20 protein-coding genes are annotated in these 25,007 nt (G+C 66.4%); 1 reads left to right on the top strand and 19 read right to left on the bottom strand.

What is annotated here, in order from left to right; genetic code table 11:
* Positions 1 to 82: 82 nt before the first annotated feature.
* Positions 83 to 2,227, bottom strand: a complete 2,145-nt coding sequence (locus PKO50_RS19220) for a methyl-accepting chemotaxis protein (RefSeq protein ID WP_275626943.1) — start codon at positions 2,225 to 2,227, stop codon at positions 83 to 85.
* 182 nt (positions 2,228 to 2,409) lie between these two features.
* On the opposite strand from PKO50_RS19220, the gene PKO50_RS19215 reads away from it, so the two are divergent.
* Positions 2,410 to 3,474: an AI-2E family transporter gene (locus tag PKO50_RS19215; RefSeq protein WP_275626942.1), complete on the top strand. Its 1,065-nt coding sequence runs from the start codon at positions 2,410 to 2,412 to the stop codon at positions 3,472 to 3,474.
* A gap of 152 nt (positions 3,475 to 3,626) precedes the next feature.
* On the opposite strand, the gene nuoN is transcribed toward PKO50_RS19215, so the two are convergent.
* From nuoN to PKO50_RS19125, 18 genes are all read right to left on the bottom strand, one after another.
* Positions 3,627 to 5,093 (bottom strand): NADH-quinone oxidoreductase subunit NuoN, encoded by a 1,467-nt coding sequence (gene nuoN / locus PKO50_RS19210; RefSeq protein ID WP_275626941.1) that lies wholly within the window; start codon positions 5,091 to 5,093, stop codon positions 3,627 to 3,629.
* Between the two features lie 7 nt (positions 5,094 to 5,100).
* Entirely contained in the window at positions 5,101 to 6,630 is a 1,530-nt protein-coding gene (nuoM, locus tag PKO50_RS19205; RefSeq protein WP_109936477.1) for an NADH-quinone oxidoreductase subunit M, read from the bottom strand.
* Positions 6,631 to 6,658: 28 nt separating this feature from the next.
* The gene (gene nuoL, locus PKO50_RS19200; protein WP_275626940.1) at positions 6,659 to 8,503 is read right to left on the bottom strand and encodes an NADH-quinone oxidoreductase subunit L; all 1,845 of its coding nucleotides are present in this window, start codon (positions 8,501 to 8,503) and stop codon (positions 6,659 to 6,661) included.
* Positions 8,500 to 8,808, bottom strand: coding sequence for an NADH-quinone oxidoreductase subunit NuoK (gene nuoK / locus PKO50_RS19195; RefSeq protein ID WP_043253249.1), 309 nt, complete (start codon positions 8,806 to 8,808; stop codon positions 8,500 to 8,502). The genes nuoL and nuoK overlap by 4 nt, the downstream gene beginning before the upstream one ends.
* A gap of 4 nt (positions 8,809 to 8,812) precedes the next feature.
* Entirely contained in the window at positions 8,813 to 9,313 is a 501-nt protein-coding gene (gene nuoJ, locus PKO50_RS19190) for an NADH-quinone oxidoreductase subunit J (RefSeq protein ID WP_089394808.1), read from the bottom strand.
* Positions 9,314 to 9,324: 11 nt separating this feature from the next.
* On the bottom strand, positions 9,325 to 9,873 hold the full coding sequence (gene nuoI / locus PKO50_RS19185; protein ID WP_089394807.1) for an NADH-quinone oxidoreductase subunit NuoI: 549 nt from the start codon (positions 9,871 to 9,873) through the stop codon (positions 9,325 to 9,327).
* An 11-nt stretch (positions 9,874 to 9,884) separates the two neighbouring features.
* Positions 9,885 to 10,877, bottom strand: coding sequence for an NADH-quinone oxidoreductase subunit NuoH (gene nuoH / locus PKO50_RS19180; protein WP_109932201.1), 993 nt, complete (start codon positions 10,875 to 10,877; stop codon positions 9,885 to 9,887).
* A complete protein-coding gene (gene nuoG, locus PKO50_RS19175) occupies positions 10,874 to 13,588 on the bottom strand; it encodes an NADH-quinone oxidoreductase subunit NuoG (protein WP_275626939.1) in 2,715 nt (904 codons plus the stop codon). The genes nuoH and nuoG overlap by 4 nt, the downstream gene beginning before the upstream one ends.
* Before the next feature lie 129 nt (positions 13,589 to 13,717).
* Positions 13,718 to 15,067 carry an NADH-quinone oxidoreductase subunit NuoF gene (gene nuoF, locus PKO50_RS19170; protein WP_109932205.1) on the bottom strand — a complete coding sequence of 450 codons (1,350 nt, stop codon included), beginning with the start codon at positions 15,065 to 15,067 and terminating at the stop codon, positions 13,718 to 13,720.
* Positions 15,064 to 15,564 carry an NADH-quinone oxidoreductase subunit NuoE gene (gene nuoE / locus PKO50_RS19165; RefSeq protein WP_174672438.1) on the bottom strand — a complete coding sequence of 167 codons (501 nt, stop codon included), beginning with the start codon at positions 15,562 to 15,564 and terminating at the stop codon, positions 15,064 to 15,066. The genes nuoF and nuoE overlap by 4 nt, the downstream gene beginning before the upstream one ends.
* Entirely contained in the window at positions 15,561 to 17,342 is a 1,782-nt protein-coding gene (gene nuoC / locus PKO50_RS19160; protein WP_109932209.1) for an NADH-quinone oxidoreductase subunit C/D, read from the bottom strand. The genes nuoE and nuoC overlap by 4 nt, the downstream gene beginning before the upstream one ends.
* Positions 17,343 to 17,401: 59 nt before the next feature.
* Positions 17,402 to 18,079, bottom strand: a complete 678-nt coding sequence (locus PKO50_RS19155; RefSeq protein WP_089394801.1) for an NADH-quinone oxidoreductase subunit B — start codon at positions 18,077 to 18,079, stop codon at positions 17,402 to 17,404.
* A gap of 10 nt (positions 18,080 to 18,089) precedes the next feature.
* Entirely contained in the window at positions 18,090 to 18,503 is a 414-nt protein-coding gene (locus PKO50_RS19150; RefSeq protein ID WP_009623254.1) for an NADH-quinone oxidoreductase subunit A, read from the bottom strand.
* A 1,372-nt stretch (positions 18,504 to 19,875) separates the two neighbouring features.
* Positions 19,876 to 21,471 carry an isocitrate lyase gene (locus PKO50_RS19145; RefSeq protein ID WP_275626938.1) on the bottom strand — a complete coding sequence of 532 codons (1,596 nt, stop codon included), beginning with the start codon at positions 21,469 to 21,471 and terminating at the stop codon, positions 19,876 to 19,878.
* 510 nt (positions 21,472 to 21,981) lie between these two features.
* Positions 21,982 to 22,797, bottom strand: a complete 816-nt coding sequence (locus PKO50_RS19140) for a secretin N-terminal domain-containing protein (RefSeq protein ID WP_275626937.1) — start codon at positions 22,795 to 22,797, stop codon at positions 21,982 to 21,984.
* Entirely contained in the window at positions 22,794 to 23,399 is a 606-nt protein-coding gene (locus tag PKO50_RS19135) for a histone acetyltransferase HPA2 (protein ID WP_275626936.1), read from the bottom strand. The genes PKO50_RS19140 and PKO50_RS19135 overlap by 4 nt, the downstream gene beginning before the upstream one ends.
* A gap of 10 nt (positions 23,400 to 23,409) precedes the next feature.
* Entirely contained in the window at positions 23,410 to 23,838 is a 429-nt protein-coding gene (locus tag PKO50_RS19130; RefSeq protein ID WP_109933554.1) for a GNAT family N-acetyltransferase, read from the bottom strand.
* Entirely contained in the window at positions 23,831 to 25,006 is a 1,176-nt protein-coding gene (locus PKO50_RS19125) for a cupin domain-containing protein (RefSeq protein ID WP_109933555.1), read from the bottom strand. The genes PKO50_RS19130 and PKO50_RS19125 overlap by 8 nt, the downstream gene beginning before the upstream one ends.
* Position 25,007: the final 1 nt, after the last annotated feature.

Below are 25,007 nucleotides of genomic sequence, written 5' to 3'. Positions count from 1 at the left end.
CGCTCTTACACCCAACGCCGTAGCCGCCGGGAAATCCTGTTCGCGAGCAAGCTCGCTCCTACAGGTATGGCGTCCCCGCCGATCACACCCGGAACTGCCCCATCAACCCCTGCTGGTGGTTGGCCAGGTCGTTCAGCGACTGGCTGATCTGCGCCGATTCCTGGGCCTGGCCGGACAGCGACTCGGTCACGTCGCGGATGCCCGCCACGTTGCGGTTGATCTCCTCGGCCACCGCGCTCTGTTCTTCGGCGGCGCTGGCGATCTGCAGGTTCATGTCGTTGATCACCCCCACCGCCTCGCCGATGCGGCGCAGCGCGGCCACCGCCTGTTCCACCTGGCTGACGCTGCCCTGGGCCTGCTGGTGGCTGCTGTGCATGGCGCTGACCACTTCGCGGGTGCCGTTCTGCAGGCCTTCGATGACCTGGCGGATTTCCTCCACCGAGTCCTGGGTGCGCTTGGCCAGGTTGCGCACTTCGTCGGCCACCACCGCGAAGCCACGGCCGGCCTCGCCGGCGCGGGCCGCCTCGATGGCAGCGTTGAGCGCCAGCAGGTTGGTCTGCTCGGCGATGGCGCGGATCACCTCCAGCACCGAGCCGATCTGCTCGCTGCTGGCGGCCAGGCCCTCGACCTGGGTCATGGCCTGGCTCATGTCGCGGGCCAGTTCGTCGATGGCGCGGGTGGTCTGGTCGATCACCGCCAGGCCGTCGCGGGTGGCGCCGTCGGCGCCGCGGGCGGCATCGGCGGCTTGCGCGGCGCTGTTGGCCACGTCGTGGGCGGTGGCGCTCATTTCCTGGGAGGCGGTGGCCACCTGCTCGATCTCGCGGAACTGCTGCTGCATGCCGGCGCTGGTCTGGGTGGACAGCGCAGCGGACTGGTCGGCGGTGGCGCGGGCGTCCTGCACCGAGGCCTTCACGTCGCGGATGATCGGCTGCAGCTTGTCGAGGAAGCGGTTGAACCAGCCGGCCAGCTCGCCCAGTTCGTCCTGGCCCTGGTACTTCAGGCGCTGGGTCAGGTCGCCCTCGCCGCTGGCGATGTCGCGCAGCATGCCGGCCACGCCGAGGATCGGGCGCGTCACGCCGCGGGCGGTCAGCCATACCAGCAGCAGGCCGAGCAGGGCGGCGAGCAGGCCCAGGCCGAGTTCGACGACGGTGCCCTGGGTACGTTGCTGGTCCAGCTCCTGCTGCAGCTTCACCGCCGGGCCCTGCAGGGCCTGCAGCGGCACGTCGATGAGCACGCCCCAGGCCTCGGCCTCGGGGATCGGGCGCAGCGGTTGCAGGGCGCGCAACTCGCCGTCGTGTTCGAGGACCTTGTGCTGGCCGGCGCCGAGCAGTTGCAGCAACTGCCCGCCCTGGGCGGGGTAGACCTCCTGCAGCTTCTTGCCGAGCTTGCCGGCGTCGGCGCTGTAGCCGGCGAGCAGGCCGGCGGGGCTGATGATGGCGACGCGGCTCTGGCCCTCGTAGAGTTCCTGGCTGCCTTCACGGGCGATTTCCTGCAGGCGGTCGAGGGCGATGTCCACCCCCAGCACGCCGACCAGCTTGCCGTCGACCTGCAGGGGCAGGGCGATGCTGGTCATGAGGATCTTGCGGTTGCCCACCTCGTCGACGTAGGGCTCCAGCACGCAGGTCTTGCCGGCGGCCTTCGGGCAGGTGTACCAGGCGTTGTAGGCCGCGCCGCTGGGGCCGGGGCTGGTGTCGGCGAGCATCTTCTCGTCCATCGGCTCGGCCTCCAGCTGGCCGGGGGTGGCCTGGGCCCAGTATTGCGAGAAGCGCCCCTTCTCGTTGCTGCCGAGTTCGGTGCGGCCCTCGGCCTGGGCGTCGCGGCCGTCCAGGGCGTCGGGCTCGAAGGCCAGGTACAGGCCGAGCAGCTCGGGGTTGGCCGCCACCGCGTCGCGCATCTGCCGGTTCAGTTCCTCGCGCAGGGCCAGGGTGTCCAAGCCGCGCTGGGCGGCGAGCTGGCGCATGGCCAGGGCCTGCCGGGCGAAGCTCTGCGCGTAGCGGTAGGCGTCGCTGAAGTAGCGCTGGATACGCATCGCCTGGATCTCGCCGCGGGCGCGCAGGCGGGCCTCGGCGGCGTCGTCCAGCATGCGGGTGCTGGATTCCTTCACCAGCGCGGTGCTGTGCTGCATGCGGTAGATCGACAGACCGGCGAGCAGCGAAACCACGCCGAGCAGGCACAGGCCCGCGAGCAGGGTGATCTTCCACTGGATGGAGAGGCGACGAAAAGGCATGGGGGTGTCCTCTGCGGGAACCTTGGGGGTGTTCGGAAATATCGGCGGCTGTGCGATTTTCTTTACAGACATTGCTGCCGTCCGTCGGCTGGGCCTCTGGAGCGCCAGTCTCGCGCCGGGTTGCACTTCGCCACCCATCTGCTGACTAATGTGCAGGCCACTCTCGGCAGATGGGATTGCACATGCTCGATTCGAAACTGGAAAACCGGACGTTCCTGATACTGCTGGCGGTGGTCAGCATCGCCTTCGCCTGGCTGCTGCTGCCGTTCTACGGCGCGGTGTTCTGGGGCACCATCCTGGCCATCATCTTCGCCCCGGTGCACCGCCGGTTGCAGGCGCGCCTGGGCGGGCGCAGGAACCTGGCGGCGCTGATCACCCTGAGCGCCTGCATCCTCATCGTGATCCTGCCGGTGATCTTCATCACCGGCTCGCTGGTGCAGGAGGGCGCCAACCTCTACCAGAGCCTGAAATCCGGCCAGCTGAACCCCGCCGGCCTGGTGCAGCAGGCCTTTGCCGCCTTGCCGCCGTGGGCCCACCAGTGGCTGGAGCGCTTCGACCTGGGCGACCTGTCGAGCCTGCAGGAGAAGCTCTCCAGCGGCGCCATGCAGGCCAGCCAGTTCGTCGCCACCAAGGCCTTCAGCATCGGCCAGAACACCTTCGACTTCGTCATCAGCTTCGGCGTGATGCTCTACCTGCTGTTCTTCCTGCTGCGCGACGGCCGCACCCTGGGCCGGCGGATCAAGCAGGCGGTGCCGCTGGACCACGAGCACAAGCAGCACCTGTTCACCAAGTTCACCACCGTGGTGCGCGCCACGGTGAAGGGCAACATCGCCGTGGCCGCCACCCAGGGTGCGCTGGGCGGGTTGATCTTCTGGTTCCTCGGCATCCAGGGCTCGCTGCTGTGGGGCACGCTGATGGCCTTCCTGTCGCTGCTGCCGGCCATAGGCGCGGGGCTGGTGTGGGTGCCGGTGGCGGCCTGGTTCCTGCTCACCGGGGCGATCTGGCAGGGCGTGGTGCTGATCCTCTTCTGCGTGCTGGTGATCGGCCTGGTGGACAACATCCTGCGCCCGATCCTGGTGGGCAAGGACACCAAGATGCCCGACTACGTGGTGCTGATCTCCACCCTCGGCGGCATGTCGCTGTTCGGCTTGAACGGCTTCGTCATCGGCCCGCTGATCGCCGCGCTGTTCATCGCCAGCTGGGACCTGTTCACCGGCCGCGAGGAAACCGAGGATTTGGCGGGGTAGGGGAGGGCTCGGTAATTATGAGCGCCGACCTTGCCGGCGGAGTCGCGGATAAGATCCGCTCCTACGAAGAACAATCCCGGCGCGTACGAACAGCGTTTCGCAGGCAACAAAAAACCCCGCCGAGGCGGGGTTTTTCTTTGCTGCTCTGGCTATCAGCCGGCGGCGGCGACCGCCAGGCCGGAGTGCTGGAGGATGTCCAGCAGCGGCTGCGGGTACACGCCGAGGAAGAAGGCCAGCAGGGCGATGGCCACCAGCATGATGCCGCCGGCGCGCTGGGCCCAGTCCAGGGGCGCGTCGTGGCGCTTCATGTTCGGCTCGACCAGGAACAGGGTGACCATGACGCGCAGGTAGTAGTACAGGCCGATGGCGCTGCCCAGGACCAGGGCGCCGACCAGCCACCACAGGTGCGACTCGACGCCGCTGGCGATGACGTAGAACTTGCCGATGAAGCCGGCGGTCAGCGGGATGCCGGCCAGGGACAGCATCATCACGGTCATCACCGCGGTCAGCACCGGGCGGCGCCAGAACAGGCCGCGGTATTCGAACAGGGCATCGGCGTCGCGGCCGCCGTAGGGGGTGGACATCAGGGTGACCACGCCGAAGGCGCCCAGGGTGGTGACCACGTAGGTGGTCAGGTAGACGCCGACGGTCTCCACGGCCAGGCCGTTGCTGGCCACCACGGCGATCAGCAGGTAGCCCAGGTGGGCGATGGAGGAGTAGCCGAGCAGGCGCTTGAGGTTGCTCTGGGTCAGCGCCAGCAGGTTGCCGACCAGGATCGAGATGACCGCGATGACCGCCAGGGCGACGTGCAGCACGCCGCTGTGCAGGGCCGCCGGGGCGATCTGGAACAGGCGCAGCAGCACGGCGAACACGGCGACCTTGGCGGCGGTGGCGAGGAACGCCGCCACCGGGGCCGGGGCGCCTTCGTAGACGTCCGGGGTCCACAGGTGGAAGGGCGCCAGCGACAGCTTGAAGCCCAGGCCCACCAGCATCATGCCCACGCCGATGGTCAGCAGCGGGCTGTGCACGGTGCCTTCGGCCAGGGCGCTGCCCAGGCCGGCGAAGTCCAGGGTGCCGGCTTCGGCGTAGAGCATGGCCATGCCGAACAGCAGGAAGGCCGAGCCCGCGGCGGACAGCACGGTGTACTTGATGCCGGCTTCCAGGCTGCGCTTGTTGAAGAAGGCGTAGGCCACCATGCCGTAGACCGGTACCGACAGCAGTTCCAGGCCGATGAACAGGCCGGCCAGGTTCTGCGCCGCCACCAGCACCAGGCCGCCGGCGGTGGACAGCAGCAGGAGCAGGTAGAGCTCCTCGCGGTTGCCCGGGTAGCTCTCCATGTAGGCATGGGCGAGGGTCGAGCAGGCGAGGGCGGCGACCAGGATCAGCGCCGAGTAGAACAGCGCGAAGTTGTCGATCAGCAGCAGCGGGGTGACGACGATGGGTGTCGCCTTGATCGCCCAGAGGATCGAGACCAGCGCCAGGTTCAGGCCGATCATCGAGAGGGTGGCGATCAGGCGGTGATTGCGTTTCCAGGCGACCGCCAGCATCACCACCACCAGGGTGGCGCTGGTGACGAGCAGCGGCAGGAGCGCGATGAAGTGTTGGATCGTGAAAGTCATTTCGCGGCTACCGTGCGGCAAGGGTGGAAAGGGCGGCGTCGAACCACTGCTGCACACCATGCATGGTGGCGGCGGAGGTATCGAGGACCGGCTGCGGGTAGACACCGAGCAGGACCAGCAGGGCGGCGAGGCCCAGCACCATGCTCAGTTCGCGGGCGTTCAGGCCGGCGATCGGCGTGTCCGCCTTCGACGGGCCGAAGTAGGCGCGGTGGATCATGATCAGCGAGTAGACCGAGCCGAACACCAGGCCGAAGGTGGCGATGACGATGATCACCGGCACCACCTTGAAGGTGCCCAGCAGGATCAGGAACTCGCCGACGAAGTTGCCGGTGCCCGGCAGGCCCAGCGACGCGGTGGCGAAGAACAGCGCCACGGCCGGCAGGTACGGGATGCGCGACCACAGGCCGCCCATCTTGCGCATGTCACGGGTGTGCAGGCGCTCGTACAGCTGGCCGCAGAGGATGAACAGCGCGGCGGCGGACAGGCCGTGGGCGATCATCTGCACCACCACGCCCTGCAGCGCCTGCGGGCTGCCGGAGTAGATGCCGATCATCACGAAGCCCATGTGCGACACGCTGGAGTAGGCCACCAGGCGCTTGATGTCGGTCTGCGCGAAGGACAGCAGGGCGCCGTAGAAGATGCCGATCAGGCCGAGCGTCATGGCGATCGGGGCGAACTCCGCCGAAGCGTTGGGGAACAGCGGCAGGGCGAAGCGGATCAGGCCGTAGGCGGCGGTCTTCAGCAGGATGCCCGCCAGGTCCACGGAACCGGCGGTCGGCGCCTGGGCGTGGGCGTCCGGCAGCCAGGAGTGCACCGGCACCACCGGCATCTTCACCGCGAAGGCGACGAAGAAGCCGAGCATCAGCAGCCACTCGACGTGCTCGCTCATCTGCGTCTTCAGCAGGTCGGCGTAGTTGAAGGTCAGCACGCCGGTGCTGTTGTAGTGCACGAACACCAGGCCGAGGATCGCCACCAGCATCACCAGGCCGCTGGCCTGGGTGAAGATGAAGAACTTGGTGGCGGCGTAGATGCGCGTCTTCTTGCCGTCGTCCGAGCTATGGCCCCAGAGCGCGATGAGGAAGTACATCGGCACCAGCATCATTTCCCAGAAGAAGAAGAACAGGAACAGGTCGACGGCGAGGAACACACCGATCACGCCACCGAGGATCCACAGCAGGTTCAGGTGGAAGAAGCCGATGCGGCGCTGGATCTCGTTCCACGAGCACAGTACGGACAGCACGCCGAGCAGGCCGGTGAGGGCGACCATCAGCAGCGACAGGCCGTCGATGGCCAGGTGCACGCTGATGCCGAAGCGCTCGATCCATTGCAGCTGGAACTGGGCGGTCCACTGCGGCTCGCCACCCGGCGCGGGCGCCAGGTGGAAGTCGCCGGTGTGCCACAGCCACAGGCTCAGCGCCAGGGTCAGGGTCATGGAACCCAGCGCGACCCAGCGGGGCAGGGTCTTGCTGGTGTACTCGGCGATCCAGCAGAGGAAGCCGCCGATGAAGGGGATCAGGATTAGCCAGGGCAGAATCATGACGGGCTCGATCTCTTTCGTGAATGCGTTAGGCCAGTAGCAGCGCGAGCAGCAGCACCGCGCCGCCGACCAGGGAAGCGGCATACCAGCGCAGGCGGCCGTTCTCGGTCAGGCTCAGAAGGGTGTGCCCACCGCGGGCGGACAGCGGCACCAGGACCAGGGTCTGGTCGATGGGGTCGCGGCCGAGCAGGCGGCAGATCAGCAGGTAGGGTTTCACGAACAGCTTGTCGTACAGCCAGTCGAAGCCCCAGGCGTGGTACCACCAGGTGCCGAAGAAGCGGCCCGGCGCGCTCTTGGCCAGGGCGCTGACGAAGCGGCGCTTGCCGAGGAACAGCAGGCCGGCCAGCAGGATACCGGCCAGGGCGATGGCGCCCGAGGCGATTTCCAGGCTGTGCTGGGCTTCGCCGCCGGCATGGCCGGCGCTTTCCGGCAGCACGCCGGAGAGCGGCGGGGTGATCAGCGCGCCGACGAAGGTGGACAGCACGATCAGCACCGACAGCGGCAGCCAGTGGCTGATGCCATGGCCGGCATGGGCCTCGGTCTTCTGCTCGCCGTGGAAGGCGATGAAGATCAGGCGGAAGGTGTAGATCGAGGTCAGGAAGGCGCCCACCAGGCCGGCGATCAGCAGGTTCTGGTGACCGCTGGCGAAGGCTTCCCAGAGGATCTCGTCCTTGGAGTAGAAGCCGGCGGTCAGCAGCGGCAGGGCGGCCAGGGCCGAACCACCGACGATGAAGCTGGCGTAGGCCAGCGGCAGCTTCTTCCACAGGCCGCCCATCTTGAAGATGTTCTGCTCGTGGTGGCAGGCGACGATCACCGCACCGGAGGCAAGGAACAGCAGGGCCTTGAAGAAGGCGTGGGTCATCAGGTGGAAGATCGCCGCGTCCCAGGCGCCGACGCCCAGGGCCAGGAACATGTAGCCGATCTGGCTCATGGTCGAGTAGGCGAGGATGCGCTTGATGTCGGTCTGCACCAGGGCGGCGAAGCCGGCCAGGACCAGGGTGACGGCACCGACCACGCCGACCAGCTCCAGCACGTTCGGAGCCAGGGTGAAGATGCCGTGGCAGCGGGCGATCAGGTACACGCCCGCGGTCACCATGGTCGCCGCGTGGATCAGTGCGGAAACCGGGGTGGGGCCGGCCATCGCATCCGCCAGCCAGGTCTGCAGCGGCAGCTGGGCGGACTTGCCGACCGCGCCGCCGAGCAGCGCCAGGGCCGCCAGGCTCACCCACAGGTCGCCCTGGGCGAAGTGCTGCGGCGCCAGCACCAGCAGTTCCTGGATGTTCAGGGTGCCCAGCTGCTGGAACAGGATGAACAGGCCGAAGGCCATGAACACGTCGCCCACGCGGGTGACGATGAAGGCCTTCAGCGCCGCGTTGCCGTTCGGTACGTGGCTGTAGTAGAAGCCGATCAGCAGGTAGGAGCACAGGCCCACGCCTTCCCAGCCGAAGTACAGGAACAGCAGGTTGTCGCCCAGCACCAGGAACAGCATGCTGGCGATGAACAGGTTGGTGTAGGCGAAGAAGCGCGAGTAGCCGGCTTCACCGCGCATGTACCAGCTGGCGAACAGGTGGATCAGGAAGCCGACGCCGGTGACCACGCCGAGCATGGTGACCGACAGGCCGTCCAGGTACAGGGCGAAGTTCGGCGCGAAGCCGTCGACGTTCATCCACTGCCAGAGCACCAGGGTGTAGGCGCCGCCTTCCGGCGGGGCGCTGTGGAAGCTCCAGATCGCCCAGAAGGCGGACAGCGCGGACAGGCCGACCGAGCCGACGCCGACCAGCGCGGAGAGATTTTCCGACCACTTGCCGCGGGAGAAAGACAGCAGCAGGAAGCCGACCAGGGGGAACAGGAAGGTGAGGGGCAGCAGGTTCATCCGCGCATCTCGCTGGCAGCGTCGACATCGAGGGTATGGAAGCGGCGATACAGTTGCAGCAGGATCGCCAGACCGATGCTCGCCTCGGCCGCGGCCAGGCTGAGCACCAGGATGAACATCACCTGGCCGTCGGGTTGGCCCCAGCGGCTGCCGGCGACCACGAAGGCCAGCGCGGCGGCGTTCATCATCACTTCCAGGCTCATCAGAACGAACAGGATGTTGCGCCGGACCATCAGGCCGGCCAGCCCGAGGCAGAACAGCACGCCGGAGAGTGCCAGCCCGTGTTCCAGGGGGATTGCATTCATGGTGTTATTCCTTCGCGTCGTGGCGGCCGAGGTGGAAGGCGGCGACCAGTGCCGCCAGCAGCAGCATCGAGGCCAGTTCGACGACCAGCAGGTAGGGGCCGAACAGGCTGATGCCCACGGCCTTGGCGTCCACGGTGGTGTGGCCGATGCCGGCACCGCTGGGGTTGCGCGACAGGACCAGCAGCAGTTCGACCAGCAGGACGGCGGAGAGCACGCCCGGGCCGATCCAGACCCCGGGCTTGAGCCACTTGCGCTCCTGCTCGGCGATCGCCGGGCCCAGGTTGAGCATCATCACCACGAAGACGAACAGCACCATGATCGCGCCGGCGTAGACGATGATCTCCAGGGCCGCGGCGAACGGGGCGCCGAGGCTGAAGAAGGTCATCGACACGGCGAGCAGCGAAACGATGAGGTAGAGCAGGGCATGCACCGGGTTGCTGTTGGTGATGACCCGCAGGGTTGCCAGCACGGCGACGCCGGCGGCGAAGTAGAAAGCGAATTCCACGCGACGTCTCCTTACGGCAGCAGGCTCTTGACGTTGATCGGTTCGGCCTCGTTCTGCGCGCTGCCCTTGGGCTTGCCGGCGATGGCCATGCCGGCGACGCGGTAGAAGTTGTAGTCCGGGTTCTTGCCGGGGCCGGAGATCAGCAGGTCTTCCTTCTCGTACACCAGGTCCTGGCGCTTGAACTCGCCCATCTCGAAATCCGGCGTCAGCTGGATCGCGGTGGTCGGGCAGGCTTCCTCGCACAGGCCGCAGAAGATGCAGCGGGAGAAGTTGATGCGGAAGAACTCGGGGTACCAGCGGCCGTCGTCGGTCTCGGCCTTCTGCAGCGAGATGCAGCCGACCGGGCAGGCCACGGCGCACAGGTTGCAGGCCACGCAGCGTTCCTCGCCGTCGGGGTCGCGGGTGAGGACGATGCGGCCGCGGTAGCGCGGCGGCAGGTACACGGGCTCTTCCGGGTACTGCAGGGTGTCACGCTTGCGGAAGGCATGGCCGAAGATCATCACCAGGCTGCGCAGCTGGGTGTAGGTGCCATGCACGATGTGCAGGATTTCTTTGATCATGGTGGTTCTCCTTACTGGGCCGCGGCCAGCACACAGGCGCCGGTCACCAGCAGGTTGATCAGGGTCAGCGGAAGGCAGACCTTCCAGCTGAAGGCCATCACCTGGTCATAGCGCGGGCGCGGCAGCGAGGCGCGGATCAGGATGAACAGCATGATGAAGAAGGAGGTCTTCAGGGCGAACCAGATGAACGGGATCTGCGGCAGCAGGCCGAACGGGCCGTGCCAGCCACCGAAGAACAGCGTCACCAGCAGCGCCGAGATCAGCACGATGCCGATGTACTCGCCGACGAAGAACATGCCCCATTTCATCCCGGCGTACTCGATGTGGTAGCCGTCGGCCAGTTCCTGCTCGGCTTCGGGCTGGTCGAACGGGTGACGGTGGGTCACGGCGACGCCGGCGATGATGAAGGTGCAGAAGCCGAAGAACTGCGGAATGATGAACCACAGGTGCTGGGCCTGGTATTCGACGATGTCGCGCATGCTGAACGAGCCGACCTGGGCCACGATGCCCATCAGCGACAGGGCCAGGAACACCTCGTAGGAGATGGTCTGGGCCGAGGCGCGCAGGCTGCCGAGCAGGGCGAACTTGTTGTTGCTCGACCAGCCGGCGAAGAGCACCGCGTACACGGTCAGGCCGGCCATGGCGAAGAAGAACAGGATGCCGATGTTCAGGTCCGCGACGCCCCAGGTGGGGGTGATCGGGATGATCACGAAGGCGATCAGCAGCGCGCCCATGGCGATGACCGGGGCGAGGGTGAAGATCATCTTGTCGGCGAACGGCGGCGTCCAGTCTTCCTTGAAGAACATCTTGATCATGTCCGCGCCGAGCTGGAAGGCGCCGAACGGGCCGACCCGGTTGGGACCGTAGCGGTCCTGCCAGAGACCCAGCAGGCGGCGCTCGACCCAGCTCAGCAGCGCACCGCAGACGACCACGGCGAGCAGGATGACGATGGCCTTGATGACCTCGATGATGATGTCGACGATGGCGGGTGTCAGCCAGCTCATTGGGCAGCCTCCTGCAGACCTTCAGCGACACCGCCGAACACACCGGCGGGGATACCGGCCAGGCCGGCCGGCAGGGCGACCAGGCCCGCGCCCAGCTCTTCGCTGATGCGCAGCGGCAGGCGCAGCTCGTGGCCGGCGACCTTCAGGCGCAGCAGCTTGCCTTCGGCCAGGCCCAGGCGCTCGGCCTCCTCGCGGCCCAGGGCCACGTAGGTCGCCGGGATGCGTTCCTGCACCGGGGCGGCGCGGGAGCTGTTCTCCTCGCTGCCGAACAGGTGGTAGAAGGGCACCACCTTGAACTGGCTGGCCGGGGTGTGGAACGGCGCCGGTACGTCGCTGAACCACAGGGCCTCGCCCTTGGCCTCGATCAGGCGCACGCCCGGGTCACCGGCGCGCAGGTGGCCGCCGACCTCGTCCTGGAACTTGTTCCAGGCCTGCGGCGAGTTCCAGCCCGGGGACCAGGCGAAGGGAATCTGCTGACGCGGCTCGGTGCTGCCGGAGTAGCCTTCCATGGAGAAGGCGAACGCGCTGTCGATGTCCTGCGGCGTGCGCGGCTCGCTGACGTTGATGTTGGCGCGCATGGCGGTACGCCCGGAGTAGCGGTGCGGCTCGCGCGCCAGCTTCAGGCCCTTGATGCGGAACGCGGCGTTCGGCGCGGCGTCGCGGATGCCGGCCAGTTGCGGCTTGGCGGCGACCACGGCGTCGATCACGTGGTCCAGCTGCGTCCAGTCGACGTGCTTGCCCTCGAGGGTGCTGTGCAGGGCGTGCAGCCAGCGCCAGCCTTCGCGGACCAGGTTGTCGGCGTTGTAGTAGGTCGGGTCGAAAACCTGGAAGAAGCGCTGGGCGCGGCCTTCCTGGCTGACCAGGGTGCCGTCGCCCTCGGCGAAGCTGGCGGCCGGCAGGACGATGTGCGCCTTGGCGGCGGTCGCGGTGCTCTGGTGGTCGGCGACGATCACCAGCTTGGCGGCGGCCAGGGCGGCGTCCACCTTGGCGGCGTCGGCGCGGCGGTACAGGTCGTTCTCCAGCACCACCACGGCGTCGGCGGCGCCGGAGGTCAGCTGTTCCAGCGCGGCTTCGACGGATTCGCCGCCGAAGAGGGCCAGGCCCAGGCTGTTGGCTTCCGGGACCACCAGGCTCAGCGAGCCGTTCTTCTCGCGCTGCTTCAGGGCGCTGGCGATGTTCGCCGCGGCTTCGATCAGGGCGTTGCTGCGCAGCGATACGCCGGATACCACCAGCGGGCGCTTGGCGGCCACCAGGGCGTCGGCGATGCGCTGGGCCAGGGCCTGCGCCTCGGGCTCCAGGCCGGCCACGGCCGGGGCGCTCGGGTCGATCGCGTGGGCCACGGCGAAGCCCAGGCGGGCCAGGTCCTCGGGGGCGGCGTGCACGCACTCGGCGGCGACGTCGTCCAGGCGGGTCTCGGCCAGGCTGGCGATGAACAGCGGGTTCTTCTCGTGCTGGGCGATGGTCTTCACCGCGGCGTCGAGCCACGGCTGGATCTTCATCGCGGCGGCCATGTCCTCGCCCTTGCCCTTCACCGACTGGCGCAGGGCCAGGGCGATGCGGGCGGCGGTCTGGGTCAGGTCCTCGCCGAGCACGAAGACCGCGTCATGGTCTTCCATGTCGCGGATGGTGGGGGAGGGCAGCGGGCCGTCCTGCATGACCTTGAGCACCAGGCGCAGGCGCTGCAGCTCGTCGGCGGCGATGCCGCTGTAGAAGTTGCCGGCGCCGACCAGCTCGGACAGCGCGTAGTTGCTTTCCAGGCTGGCGCGCGGCGAGCCGATGCCGATCACCTTGCGGCCCTTGAGCAGGGCGGCGGCCTGGTCGAGGGCGCCGTCCAGGCTCAGCTTCTGCTTGCTCAGCACCAGCATCGGTTGGCGCGGGCGGTCCTCGCGGTTGACGTAGCCGTAGCCGAAGCGGCCGCGGTCGCAGAGGAAGTAGTGGTTCACCGAGCCGTTGTAGCGGTTCTCGATGCGGCGGATCTCGCCGTAGCGCTCACCGGGGCTGATGTTGCAGCCGCTGGAGCAGCCATGGCAGATGCTCGGGGCGAACTGCATGTCCCACTTGCGGTTGTAGCGCTCGGAGTGGGTCTTGTCGGTGAACACGCCGGTCGGGCAGACCTCGGTCAGGTTGCCGGAGAACTCGCTCTCCAGCACGCCGTCCTCGATGCGGCCGAAGTACACGTTGTCGTGAGCGCCGTAGACGCCCAGGTCGGTGCCGCCGGCGTAGTCCTTGTAGTAGCGCACGCAGCGGTAGCAGGCGATGCAGCGGTTCATCTCGTGGGCGATGAATGGGCCGAGCTCCTGGTTCTGGTGGGTGCGCTTGGTGAAGCGGTACCGGCGCTTGTTGTGGCCGGTCATCACCGTCATGTCCTGCAGGTGGCAGTGGCCGCCTTCCTCGCACACCGGGCAGTCGTGCGGGTGGTTGGTCATCAGCCATTCGACGACGCTTTCGCGGAAGGCCTTGGCCTCCTCGTCCTCGATGGAGATCCAGGTGTTGTCGGTGGCGGGGGTCATGCAGGACATGACGAGGCGACCACGCTTGTCGTTCTCGTCGGTGTACTGCTTGACCGCGCACTGCCGGCAGGCGCCGACGCTACCGAGCGCCGGGTGCCAGCAGAAGTAGGGGATGTCGAGTCCGAGGGACAGGCAGGCCTGCAACAGGTTGTCCGCCCCATCGACTTCTAACGTCTTGCCGTCTACGTGGATAGTGGCCATGGTTCAAGTTCTTCGTTGGCCCGTTGTCAGCGGGCTTGGCTAAGGGAAATCACGGCTCCGTCGGGCCGGCGGCGAGCCGCGGCGCTACGACGGAACATCGCCGGGCCCGCGGGCCCGGCATCCAAAGCTTTACGCGCCGACGCGTTGCGGTTGCGGCGCGGCCTGAGCCTGGCGGGAGACGCCCGCTTCGAACTCGGGACGGAAATATTTCAAGGCACTGCCCAGCGGTTCGACGGCGCCCGGTGCGTGGGCGCAGAAGGTCTTGCCGGGGCCGAGGAAGTTGACCAGCTGCTCGAGGGTCTCGAGGTCGCCGGGCTGGCCTTCGCCACGTTCCAGCGCGCGCAGGAGCTTCACGCTCCACGGCAGGCCGTCGCGGCACGGGGTGCACCAGCCGCACGACTCGCGGGCGAAGAACTCTTCCATGTTGCGCAGCAGCGAGACCATGTTGATGCTGTCGTCCACCGCCATGGCCAGACCGGTGCCCATGCGGGTGCCGACCTTGGCGATGCCGCCGGCGTAGAACAGGGCGTCCAGGTGCTCGGGGAGCAGGAAGCCGGTGCCGGCGCCGCCGGGCTGCCAGGCCTTGAGCTTGTAGCCCTCGCGCATGCCACCGGCGTAGTCCTCGAAGACCTCGCGCACCGGGATGCCGAAGGGCAGTTCCCAGATGCCGGGGTTCTGCACCTTGCCGGAGAAGCCCATGAGCTTGGTGCCCATGTCTTCGCTGCCCGGGCGCGCCAGGCCCTTGTACCACTCGACGCCGTTGGCGACGATGGCCGGGACGTTGCACAGGGTCTCGACGTTGTTGACGCAGGTCGGCTTGCCCCACACGCCGACGGCGGCCGGGAACGGCGGCTTGGAGCGCGGGTTGGCGCGGCGGCCTTCCAGGGAGTTGATCAGCGCGGTTTCTTCACCGCAGATGTAGCGGCCGGCGCCGGTGTGGACGAACAGCTCGAAGTCGAAGCCGCTGCCGAGGATGTTCTTGCCCAGCAGGCCCGCGGCCTTGGCTTCGTCGATGGCGCGGTTGAGGTTGCGCGCCGCGTCGACGTACTCGCCACGCAGGAAGATGTAGCCGCGGTAGGCCTTCAGCGCCCGCGCGGAGATCAGCATGCCTTCCACCAGCAGGTGCGGCAGCTGCTCCATGAGCATGCGGTCCTTCCAGGTGTTGGGCTCCATCTCGTCCGCGTTGCACAGCAGGTAGCGGATGTTGAGGGATTCGTCCTTGGGCATCAGGCCCCACTTCACGCCGGTGGGGAAGCCCGCACCGCCGCGGCCCTTGAGGCCGGAGTCCTTGACGGTCTGGACGATGTCGTCGGCGGCCATCTCGGCCAGCGCCTTGCGCGCGGCGGCATAGCCGTTCTTGGCCTGGTATTCCTCCAGCCAGACCGGGGCGCCGTCGTCACGCAGGCGCCAGGTCAGCGGGTGGGTTTCCGCGGCGCGCGCGGTGCGGTTGGGCGTGCCGTAGGAGGTGAGGACGGTCATGCGTAGGCCTCCAGCAGTTTGGCGACCGCCGACGGCTCGAGGTTGCCGTGGGTATCGTCGTCGATCATCAGCGCCGGGGCCTTGTCGCAGTTGCCCAGGCAGCACACCGGCAGCAGGGTGAAGCGACCATCGGCGGTGGTCTGGCCGAGGCCGATGCCCAGCTGCTTCTGGATTTCGCCGACCACGGACTCGTGGCCGCCGATGTAGCAGACCATGCTGTCGCACACGCGGATGATGTGGCGGCCCACCGGCTGGCGGAAGATCTGGCTGTAGAAGGTGGCCACGCCCTCGACGTCGCTGTCGGGGATGCCGAGGATCTCGGCGATCGCCGGAATGGCGCCGTCCGGCACCCAGCCACGTTCCTTCTGGACGATCTTCAGGGCTTCGATGGACGCCGCGCGGGAGTCCTCGTAGTGGTGCAGTTCGTGCTCGATGGCCGAGCGCTCGGTTTCGCTCAGGGCGAAACGGTCAGTCTGGATGATGGTGCTCATGATCAGCGGTCCACGTCAGCCATAACGAAGTCGATGCTGCCCAGATAGGCGATCAGGTCGGCGATCATGCTGCCGTTGATGACCGACGGAATCTGTTGCAGGTGCGCGAAGCTGGGCGTGCGGATGCGGGTCCGGTAGCTCATGGTGCTGCCATCGCTCGTCAGGTAGTAGCTGTTGATGCCCTTGGTCGCTTCGACCATCTGGAAGGCTTCGTTGGCCGGCATGACCGGGCCCCAGGAAACCTGCAGGAAGTGGGTGATCAGCGTCTCGATGTGCTGCAGCGTGCGCTCTTTGGGCGGCGGCGTGGTCAGCGGGTGGTCGGCCTTGTACGGGCCTTCGGGCATGTTGTTCAGGCACTGCTCGATGATGCGCAGGCTCTGGCGCATCTCGCCCATCTTGACCATGCAGCGGTCGTAGGCGTCGCCGTTGGCCGCCAGCGGCACTTCGAACTCGAAGTTCTCGTAGCCGGAGTAGGGGCGGGCCTTGCGCAGGTCGAAGTCGCAACCGGTGGCGCGCAGGCCGGCGCCGGTGGTGCCCCACTCGAGGGCTTCCTTGGTGTTGTACTGCGCAACGCCGATGGTACGGCCGCGCAGGATGCTGTTCTGCAGGGCGGCCTTCTCGTACTCGTTGAGGCGCTTGGGCATCCAGTCGAGGAATTCGCGGACCAGCTTGTCCCAGCCGCGCGGCAGGTCGTGGGCGACGCCGCCGATGCGGTACCAGGCCGGGTGCAGGCGGAAGCCGGTGATGGCCTCGACCACCTTGTAGGCGCGCTGGCGGTCGGTGAAGGTGAAGAACACCGGGGTCATGGCGCCCACGTCCTGGATGTAGGTGCCCAGGTACAGCAGGTGGTTCAGGATGCGGAAGAACTCCGACATCATGATGCGGATGACGTCGACGCGCTGCGGCACCTTGATGCCGGCGAGCTTCTCCACCGAGAGCACGTACGGCAGGTTGTTCATCACCCCGCCGAGGTAGTCGATGCGGTCGGTGTAGGGGATGAAGCTGTGCCAGGACTGGCGCTCGGCCATCTTCTCGGCGCCGCGGTGGTGGTAGCCGATCTCCGGCACGCAGTCGAGGATTTCCTCGCCGTCGAGCTGCAGGATGATGCGGAAGGCACCGTGGGCGGACGGGTGGTTCGGGCCGAGGTTGAGGAACATGAAGTCCTCGTTCTCGCCGTGGCGCTTCATGCCCCAGTCCTCGGGCTTGAAGCGCAGGGCCTCCTGCTCCAGCTCCTGCTTGGCGACGGAGAGGGAGTAGGGGTCGAACTCGGTGGCGCGCGCCGGGTAGTCCTTGCGCAGCGGGTGGCCCTGCCAGGTCGGCGGCATCAGCATACGGACCAGGTGCGGATGGCCGTTGAAGTGGATGCCGTACATGTCCCAGACCTCACGCTCGTACCAGTTGGCGTTCGGCCAGATACGGGTGGCGGTGGGCAGGTTGAGGTCGCCTTCGGACAAGGCCACCTTGATCATCACGTCACTGTTACGCTCGAGCGACATCAGGTGGTAGAACACGCTGAAGTCTGCGCCCGGCAGGCCGCGACGGTGGGTGCGCAGGCGCTCGTCGACCCCGTGGAGGTCGTAGAGCATCACGTAGGGCTTGGGTACGTTGCGCAGGAAGGTGAGGACGTCGATCAGCTTCTCGCGGCTCACCCACAGGACCGGCATGCCGGTGCGGGTGGCCTGGACGGTGAAGGTCTCGGCGCCAAAGCGGGAATTCAGTTCGACGACTATGTCTTGGTCGTCCGCCTTGTAAGGCGGGATGTACAGAGCGGAGTCTGCGGTCATGGTCTCGGTCGCTATCGGTCAACGGTGGAGTGAAGAAGGGCCTCTCGTGGAGGTCCGCTTCACACTTCGTCGGGGCTGCGCAGGTTGGTGACCGCAATGCGCTGTTCGCGCTTGAGGTCCTTCTGGGCAGGCATTTCGGCACGGTAGATGCCTTGATCGCCAACCACCCAGGACAACGGGCGACGCTCCTGGCCGATGGATTCCTGCAGCAGCATCAGGCCTTGCAGGAACGCCTCGGGGCGGGGCGGGCAGCCGGGGATGTAGACGTCCACGGGGAGGAACTTGTCGACCCCCTGGACCACCGAGTAGATGTCGTACATGCCGCCGGAGTTGGCGCACGAGCCCATGGAGATCACCCACTTGGGTTCCAGCATCTGCTCGTACAGGCGCTGGATGACCGGGGCCATCTTGATGAAGCAGGTGCCGGCGATGACCATGAAGTCCGCCTGGCGCGGCGACGCACGAATCACTTCGGCGCCGAAGCGGGCGATGTCGTGGGGCGCGGTGAACGCCGTGGTCATCTCCACGTAGCAGCAGGACAGGCCGAAGTTGTAGGGCCACAGCGAGTTCTTGCGACCCCAGTTGACGGCGCCGTTGAGAACATCCTCGAGCTTGCCCATGAAGATGTTCTTGTGGACCTGCCCCTCTACGAGGGGGTCGTCTACCGTTTCGCGCTGGCCGATCGGGTACTGATCGTTGGCCGCATCGGGGTCGATCCGGGTAAGTTTGTATTGCATCGCCAAAGCCTCATTGTTTTAGCTTCGCCTGCCGCTCGCGACGAGCCGCCGGCGCCCAATCGAGCGCGCCGACCCGCCATAGATAGACAAGACCTGCCAACAGAATTGCAATGAAAATGGTGGCCTCGACCAGACCGGCCCAACCGCTTTCACGGACGGACACGGACCAGGCGAAGAGGAAGAGGGCTTCGACGTCGAAGATCACGAAGAGCATCGCGACCAGATAGAATTTTGCCGACAGGCGCAGGCGTGCGCTGCCGGTGGGAACGATGCCGGATTCGAAGGGCTCGTTCTTGCTGCGACCAAATGCCTTGCTGCCCAGCAGCGAGGAAACCCCTAGCATGAAGGCCAGCAGGCCGACCACGCCTAGAAGGAAGGCGGCGAGTCCCCAGTGTTGAGCTGCAAGTTCAGCTGGGTTGGGCATGCCGATACTCCTTCCTACAAAAATTAGCGGTGGTCTTGGATTCCGGGCATTTGCCCGTCTGCATGAACCTAGGGCTCAAGATAGCGAGCTAAGGGTTCGAGTGATCTTTCCAATTTTATGCCCAAAGCCTCCGGCAAGTAAATTTTTCTAACACAAACAGATGCTTCCAAATCCGGCAAAAGCCTTTTGCATTTTTGTCCGGCCCGCGGCTGCAGGCCGCTCCGCGCCTGGGCTGGCGCGGGTGAGGCTTTGGTCGAATGGCACTTTTGCAGATAAGAAGAAAGTATTTCTGTTGCTCTATAAATGATAAATATTATCATTCGCGGTGTCGTTTATCCGTAACTTTACTACATATAGGCGTCGTACTTTTTATTGTCGGCCGTTTTATGGGTTTATGGGCGTCAATTGTCGTCGGGAATTTCCCAATGAGCCGTTGCGGGGTGGGGCGCGTATGGCGCGCAGGACGCGCCGTGCCTCACGGCGGGCCCGTAGGAGCGGACTCCGTCCGCGATTTCGCGCGCAGGGCGCGCTCCTACAAGGATGTGGTGCGGGTGGGGGCGGCGTAGGAGCGAGCTTGCTTGCGAACCTTGGCCTAGGCACCCAACCTAATCTCGTCATTCCCGCGAACGCGGGAACCAAAAGATGTCGGGTTTGGGTGTAGCGCGCCGCTCCGAGTGCGTTGATGTCTCTCGTTTCGCCCCCTCGGGCGAGTCCCTTTTGTCAAACGGTGGAAGGCCACCCCCGCAAAAAGGAACCAAAAAGGCTTGCCCCGCATACGGGCCCGATGGAGCCGGGCTACCCTCGCGAATTCCCCCGCCACGGAGGCCCGCCCCGAGGGTACGTCCCTGTAGCCCATCGGGGCTCTCGCGACATCCATGTCGCATGACCTCCTGAGCGCCGGTTTCGCTCGGCCTTCTGAAGGGGCGTTCCGGTGCGCTCGGTTGTTTCTCTGGAAACCCGTAGGGCGGATAACGCCTACGGCGTTATCCGCCAAATCGCGGACAGAGTCCGCTCCTACAGTTCCAGGAAGCACGGACGTAGGAGCGGACTCCGTCCGCGATTGGATTCACCGGCCACGCCAGACGCCCCGGTAGCACGGCCAGCGGCGGATAACCGCGAACGGTTATACGCCCTACGGTCGGGGGCGGTCGTAGGAGCGGATCTCATCCGCGAAACGCGCCTGGACGTCCGGCTATTGCGGAAAAAGGGGGGATGCCATGCCGCGTGGCAACTGTAGGAGCGGGCCCTGCCCGCGATTTTCGCGCGCAGGACATGAAAAAACGCCGTTCCCCTGGGGGAACGGCGTTTTTCTGGAGCTACACCTTTGCGGCCGGGCCGCATCCCGGCCCCGAGGGACCGGATGAACCTGTCCTTAGTGGAACTGGTTCATGGTGTTGTCTTTGCCCGAGGCCTTCAGAGCGGCTTCGCCAGCGAAGTACTCCTTGTGGTTGTCGCCGATGTCGGAGCCGGCCATGTTCTGGTGCTTGACGCAGGCGATGCCCTGGCGGATTTCCTGACGCTGCACGCCCTTCACGTAGGCCAGCATGCCCTGGTCGGCGAAGTAGCCCTTGGCCAGGTTGTCGGTGGACAGGGCCGCGGTGTGGTAGGTCGGCAGCGTGATCAGGTGGTGGAAGATGCCGGCGTGGGCCGAGCCGTCGCGCTGGAAGGTGCGGATCTTCTCGTCGGCGATCTGGGCCAGCTCGGTCTCGTCGTACTCGACGCTCATCAGCTTGGCGCGGTCGTAGGCGGAAACGTCCTTGCCTTCGGCGACGAACGCATCGAACACCTGCTGGCGGAAGTTCAGGGTCCAGTTGAACGACGGGCTGTTGTTGTACACCAGCTTGGCGTTCGGGATGACTTCGCGGATGCGGTCAACCATGCCCTTGATCTGGCCAACGTGCGGCTTCTCGGTTTCGATCCACAGCAGGTCGGCGCCGTTCTGCAGCGAGGTGATGCAGTCCAGCACGCAACGGTCTTCGCCGGTGCCCTTGCGGAACTGGAACAGGTTGGACGGCAGGCGCTTGGGACGCAGCAGCTTGCCGCCGCGGTTGATCACCACGTCGCCGTTCTGCAGCTCGGCGGCGCTGATTTCGTCGCAGTCGAGGAAGGAGTTGTACTGGTCGCCCAGGTCGCCCGGTTGCTTGGTCACGGCGATCTGCTTGGTCAGGCCGGCACCCAGGGAGTCGGTACGGGCGACGATCACGCCATCGTCCACGCCCAGCTCGAGGAAGGCGTAGCGAACCGCGTTGATCTTGGCGAGGAAATCTTCGTGCGGAACGGTCACTTTACCGTCCTGGTGGCCGCACTGCTTCTCGTCGGAAACCTGGTTCTCGATCTGGATGCAGCAGGCACCGGCCTCGATCATTTTCTTGGCCAGCAGGTAGGTGGCTTCCGGGTTGCCGAAGCCGGCGTCGATGTCGGCGATGATCGGTACCACGTGGGTTTCGTAGTTGTCGATCTGGTTCTGGATTTCTTCCTGCTTGGCCTTGTCGCCGGCTTCGCGGGCGGCGTCCAGGGCGGTGAAGAGCAGGTCCAGTTCGCGGGCGTCAGCCTGGCGCAGGAAGGTGTAGAGCTCTTCGATCAGGCCGGAAACCGCGGTCTTCTCGTGCATGGACTGGTCGGGCAGCGGGCCGAAGTCCGAACGCAGCGCGGCGACCATCCAGCCGGACAGGTAGAGGTAGCGCTTGTTGGTGGTCTTCAGGTGCTTCTTGATGGAGATCAGCTTCTGCTGACCGATGAAGCCGTGCCAGCAACCCAGCGACTGGGTGTAGACGGAAGCGTCGGCGTCGTACTCGGCCATGTCCTTGCGCATGATGGCCGCGGTGTACTTGGCGATGTCCAGCCCAGTCTTGAAGCGGTTCTGGGCGCGCATACGGGCGACGGACTCGGGGTTGATAGCGCTCCAGCTGCTGCCGAACTTCTCTTTCAGGGCGGCAACGGCCTTGATGTCGTTCTGATATGCGGACATGGTCAACAATCCTTCAAAAAATGTGTTGGTTGAGCACCGACTTCCCACGCCAGACCTGTGTGTAGTCACGGTAGTGGAGCGGGTTGCTCGCCGCAGATGGCGAAATGACGACTGGAAGGATTGACGCAGAGGGAGAGGGGGTGGAGCGGGCGAACAGGTAGATGATCGCAGCGATGGCATCCGGGATCGCTTGCCGGCTCGTGGCTGCCGTTGGGCGAGGGCGAATGGCTGCATTCGACCATCTTGCTGATACGTTCTTTGCTTCCCCGTCCCTCAGGACAACTTCTTGCCAGTCGCAACCTCGTCATTTCGCCTTGTGGGCTGTAACAACACGGACCGGCACAACGAGTGGGCTGTGGCCTCGGCCCGGAGGCCCGGTTCAGGGCCCCTGGTTAGCGGGAGCGAGGCCATCATGCCTTTCGAACAAACGTTCGTCAAACGTTTTGTAGTGTTTTTTTTGGACTACTACACGAAGGTCTAAGGAGGACTCCCCGGTCACCTCCGGAAGGCTCAGTCGAGCACTTCGACCTTCACCCGCAGGCTGCTGTCGCTGCGCCCCTGGGTGCTGTAGTTGCGCGTCAGGCCGCCCTGGTCGCTGCGGCTGTTTTCGCTGGTGCCGCCCACCTCGATCCACTCGCCGAGGCGGCCGCTGAGACGGGTGCTGGTGCCGGCGGTGTCCATGGCGCCGGGGGCGCTGTTGTTGAAGCGGTCGTTGCGGGTGTCCAGGTCGATGTGGACGATGTTGCCGCTGAGGGTGGCGGTCACGTACATGCCGCGGTTGGCGTCGCGGTACTGGGTCTGGCTGTAGACCTGGCCGTAGGGGCCGACGCCGACGTTGTACACCGGCTGGCTCTGGCCGACCTGGATCAGCGCCGGCGAGCCCTCGGTGGTCTGGACCTGCTGCACGCCGCCGCTGCGGCTGGCGGTGGAGCTGTCGATGATGCGCACCTGGTCGCGGCCGTGGACCTCGCCGCGGCCGCTCTGGATCTCGACGTTGCCGACGCTGGCCGAGCCGTTCACCGAGTAGCCGCTGCGGCTGCGCTGGCTGGAGTCGCTGGTGTCGACGCTGATCAGCAGGCGGTGGGGGCGGGTGTCCAGTTGCTCCAGCACCTGCTGCAGTTCGCGGATCTTCGTCGGCTCGGCGTTGACCACCAACTGGTTGCCGTAGGCGGTCACCCGGCCTTCGTTGCCCAGGACCTGCTGGGCCACCGGCAGTATTTCGTCGGCGGTGCGGTAGCTCAGCGGCAGGATCTCGGTGCGCGGCGCGGCCTGGGCGGCCAGGCTGATGGCGCAGGCGAGGAGCAGGGCGGTTCGGCGATGGCTCACAACAGGAAGCTCCGCAGGTTCGGGTCGGACCGGCTGGTGTCCCAGGCCTGGTCGAACTGCGCCTGCAACTGGCGGACGCGGCCGGGGTCGTTGTAGTGGGCGTGGCCGGCGGGCAGCGCCGGTTCGGTTCGCAGCAGCAGGCCGAACTGGTCGGCGAGCAGGAAAGCCTGTTCCGGGCTGGGGTAGTCCGGGTTGAGCAGGCGGATGTGCAGGTTGCTGGACAGGCGCCGGCTGAGGTTGAGCAGGCGGTGGCCTTCCTTGACCGGGCGGGTGCTGTCGCGCAGGAGGATGCGCAGGCGGTTCTGCGGGTGGCGCAGCAGCAGGCGGGTGCAGGCCTGCTGGATGCTGCTGTGGTTGTACAGCCAGGCTTCCAGGTCCGGGCTGTACAGGCACAGGTTGCGCTGGGCCTGCTGCATCAGCGCCAGGGCGTGGGCGCGGGCCGCTTCGGGTTCGCCGAAACGCTGCAGGCCGCTGTCGTCGCCGAGGCGGAAGGGCGCCGGCTCCCAGGGGCGGGAGGCCGGCAGCTCGGGTTCCGGGTTGTGCACGGTAAAACGCCCCGGGGAATGGAAGTCGATGCCTTCAGGTTCCGGGGCGTCTTTCATCGCGGTTTCCTCAGGCGCTTTCGCGCACCATGTCGACGTGGGGCAGGCCGGCTTCGAGGAATTCGCCGCTGGCCACCTTGAAGCCTAGCCGCTCGTAGAAGGGGATGGCGTAGACCTGGGCGGTCAGCAGCTGGCGCTTGAGCTGGCGGCGCTCGGCTTCCTCGATGGCGGCGCGCATCAGCAGGTCGCCGACCTTCAGCCCGCGCCAGTCCCTGAGTACCGACACCCGGCCGATGTGGCCGTCGGGCAGCAGGCGCGCCGTGCCGATCGCGTAGTCCCCCTCGAAGGCGAGGAAGTGCACGGCTTCCGCATCCTCGGCGTCCCATTCCAGTTCCGGCGGCACCGATTGCTCGGCGATGAAGACCGCTTCGCGGATGCGCCGCAGGTCGGCATTGTCCTTCTGCCAGTCGGCCAGGCGAACCCTGATCTTGTTACTCATCGGCAAACTCCAAACTGCCCTGTTTGACCAATTCTGCCAACAGCTTACGCCCATCCTCATCGCCCAGCCATTGGCCGAGGTTGTCGCTGTGCAGTGCGTCCGCCGAGCAGACCAGTTTGAGCAGCGGCTCCATGGTCTTGGGCAGAACCACGCTCTGGCCGCTGGAGAACAGCAGCAGGCCGACGTCCACTTCGCTCCAGGCCAGGCGTGCACTGGGGTTGCGCACCAGCACGGCGCCGTCCTCGAGGGCCTGGCGCAGGTCCGTGTCGTCGATTTCCTCGCCGGCCACCAGTTCCGGGTAGCGCGGCTCGGTCATGAACTGGCCGAACCAGGTGAGCAGCAGGCGTTCGTCGCTCATGTGCTCCTGCAGCAGGTTCTTCAGGCGGTCGAGGGCGTCGCGCTGGATCTTGTGCTGGTCCTCGCCGCTCTTCACCGCGGCCATGCCGGCATCGGTGTAGCGCTCCTCGTCGGAGAGGAACTGGGCGAGGAAGTCGGTGAAGTGGGTCAGCACCTCGGCGGCGCTGGGCGCGCGGAAGCCCACCGAGTAGGTCATGCACTCGTCCTCGGCGATGCCGTAGTGGGCCACGCGCGGCGGCAGGTAGAGCATGTCGCCGGGTTCCAGCACCCATTCGTCGCTCTGCTGGAAGTCGGCCAGGATGCGCAGGTCGGCATGCTGCAGCATCGGGCTGTCGGCATCGCACAACTGGCCGATCTTCCAGCGGCGGCGGCCATGGCCCTGCAGCAGGAACACGTCGTAGTTGTCGAAGTGCGGCCCTACGCCGCCGCCTGGCGCGGCATAGCTGATCATCACGTCGTCGATGCGCCAGCTGGGCAGGAACTTGAAGTGCTCCAGCAGTTCGGCGACCTCCGGCACGAACTGGTCGACGGCCTGCACCAGCAGGGTCCAGTCGCGCTCGGGCAGTTCCTTGTAGGTGTCCTCGCTGAAGGGGCCGCGGCGCATTTCCCAGGGCGTCTTGCCGTGTTCGAGGATGATGCGCGACTCGACGCTGTCTTCCAGGGACAGGCCGGCCAGTTCGTCGGCCTCCAGCGGGCTTTCGAAACCGGGGATGGCCTGGCGCACCAGCAGGGGTTTCTTCTGCCAGTAGTCGCGGAGGAATTCATCGGCGCTGATGCCGCCCAGGAGCTGAAGAGGAATAGCAGGATTCATA

Origin of the sequence: Pseudomonas sp. 273, from assembly GCF_029201425.1 — a bacterium.
In the GTDB taxonomy this organism is placed as follows: domain Bacteria; phylum Pseudomonadota; class Gammaproteobacteria; order Pseudomonadales; family Pseudomonadaceae; genus Pseudomonas; species Pseudomonas delhiensis.
The sequence above is the reverse complement of the archived record's forward strand: the minus strand, read 5'-3'. Positions and strand labels throughout refer to the sequence as shown.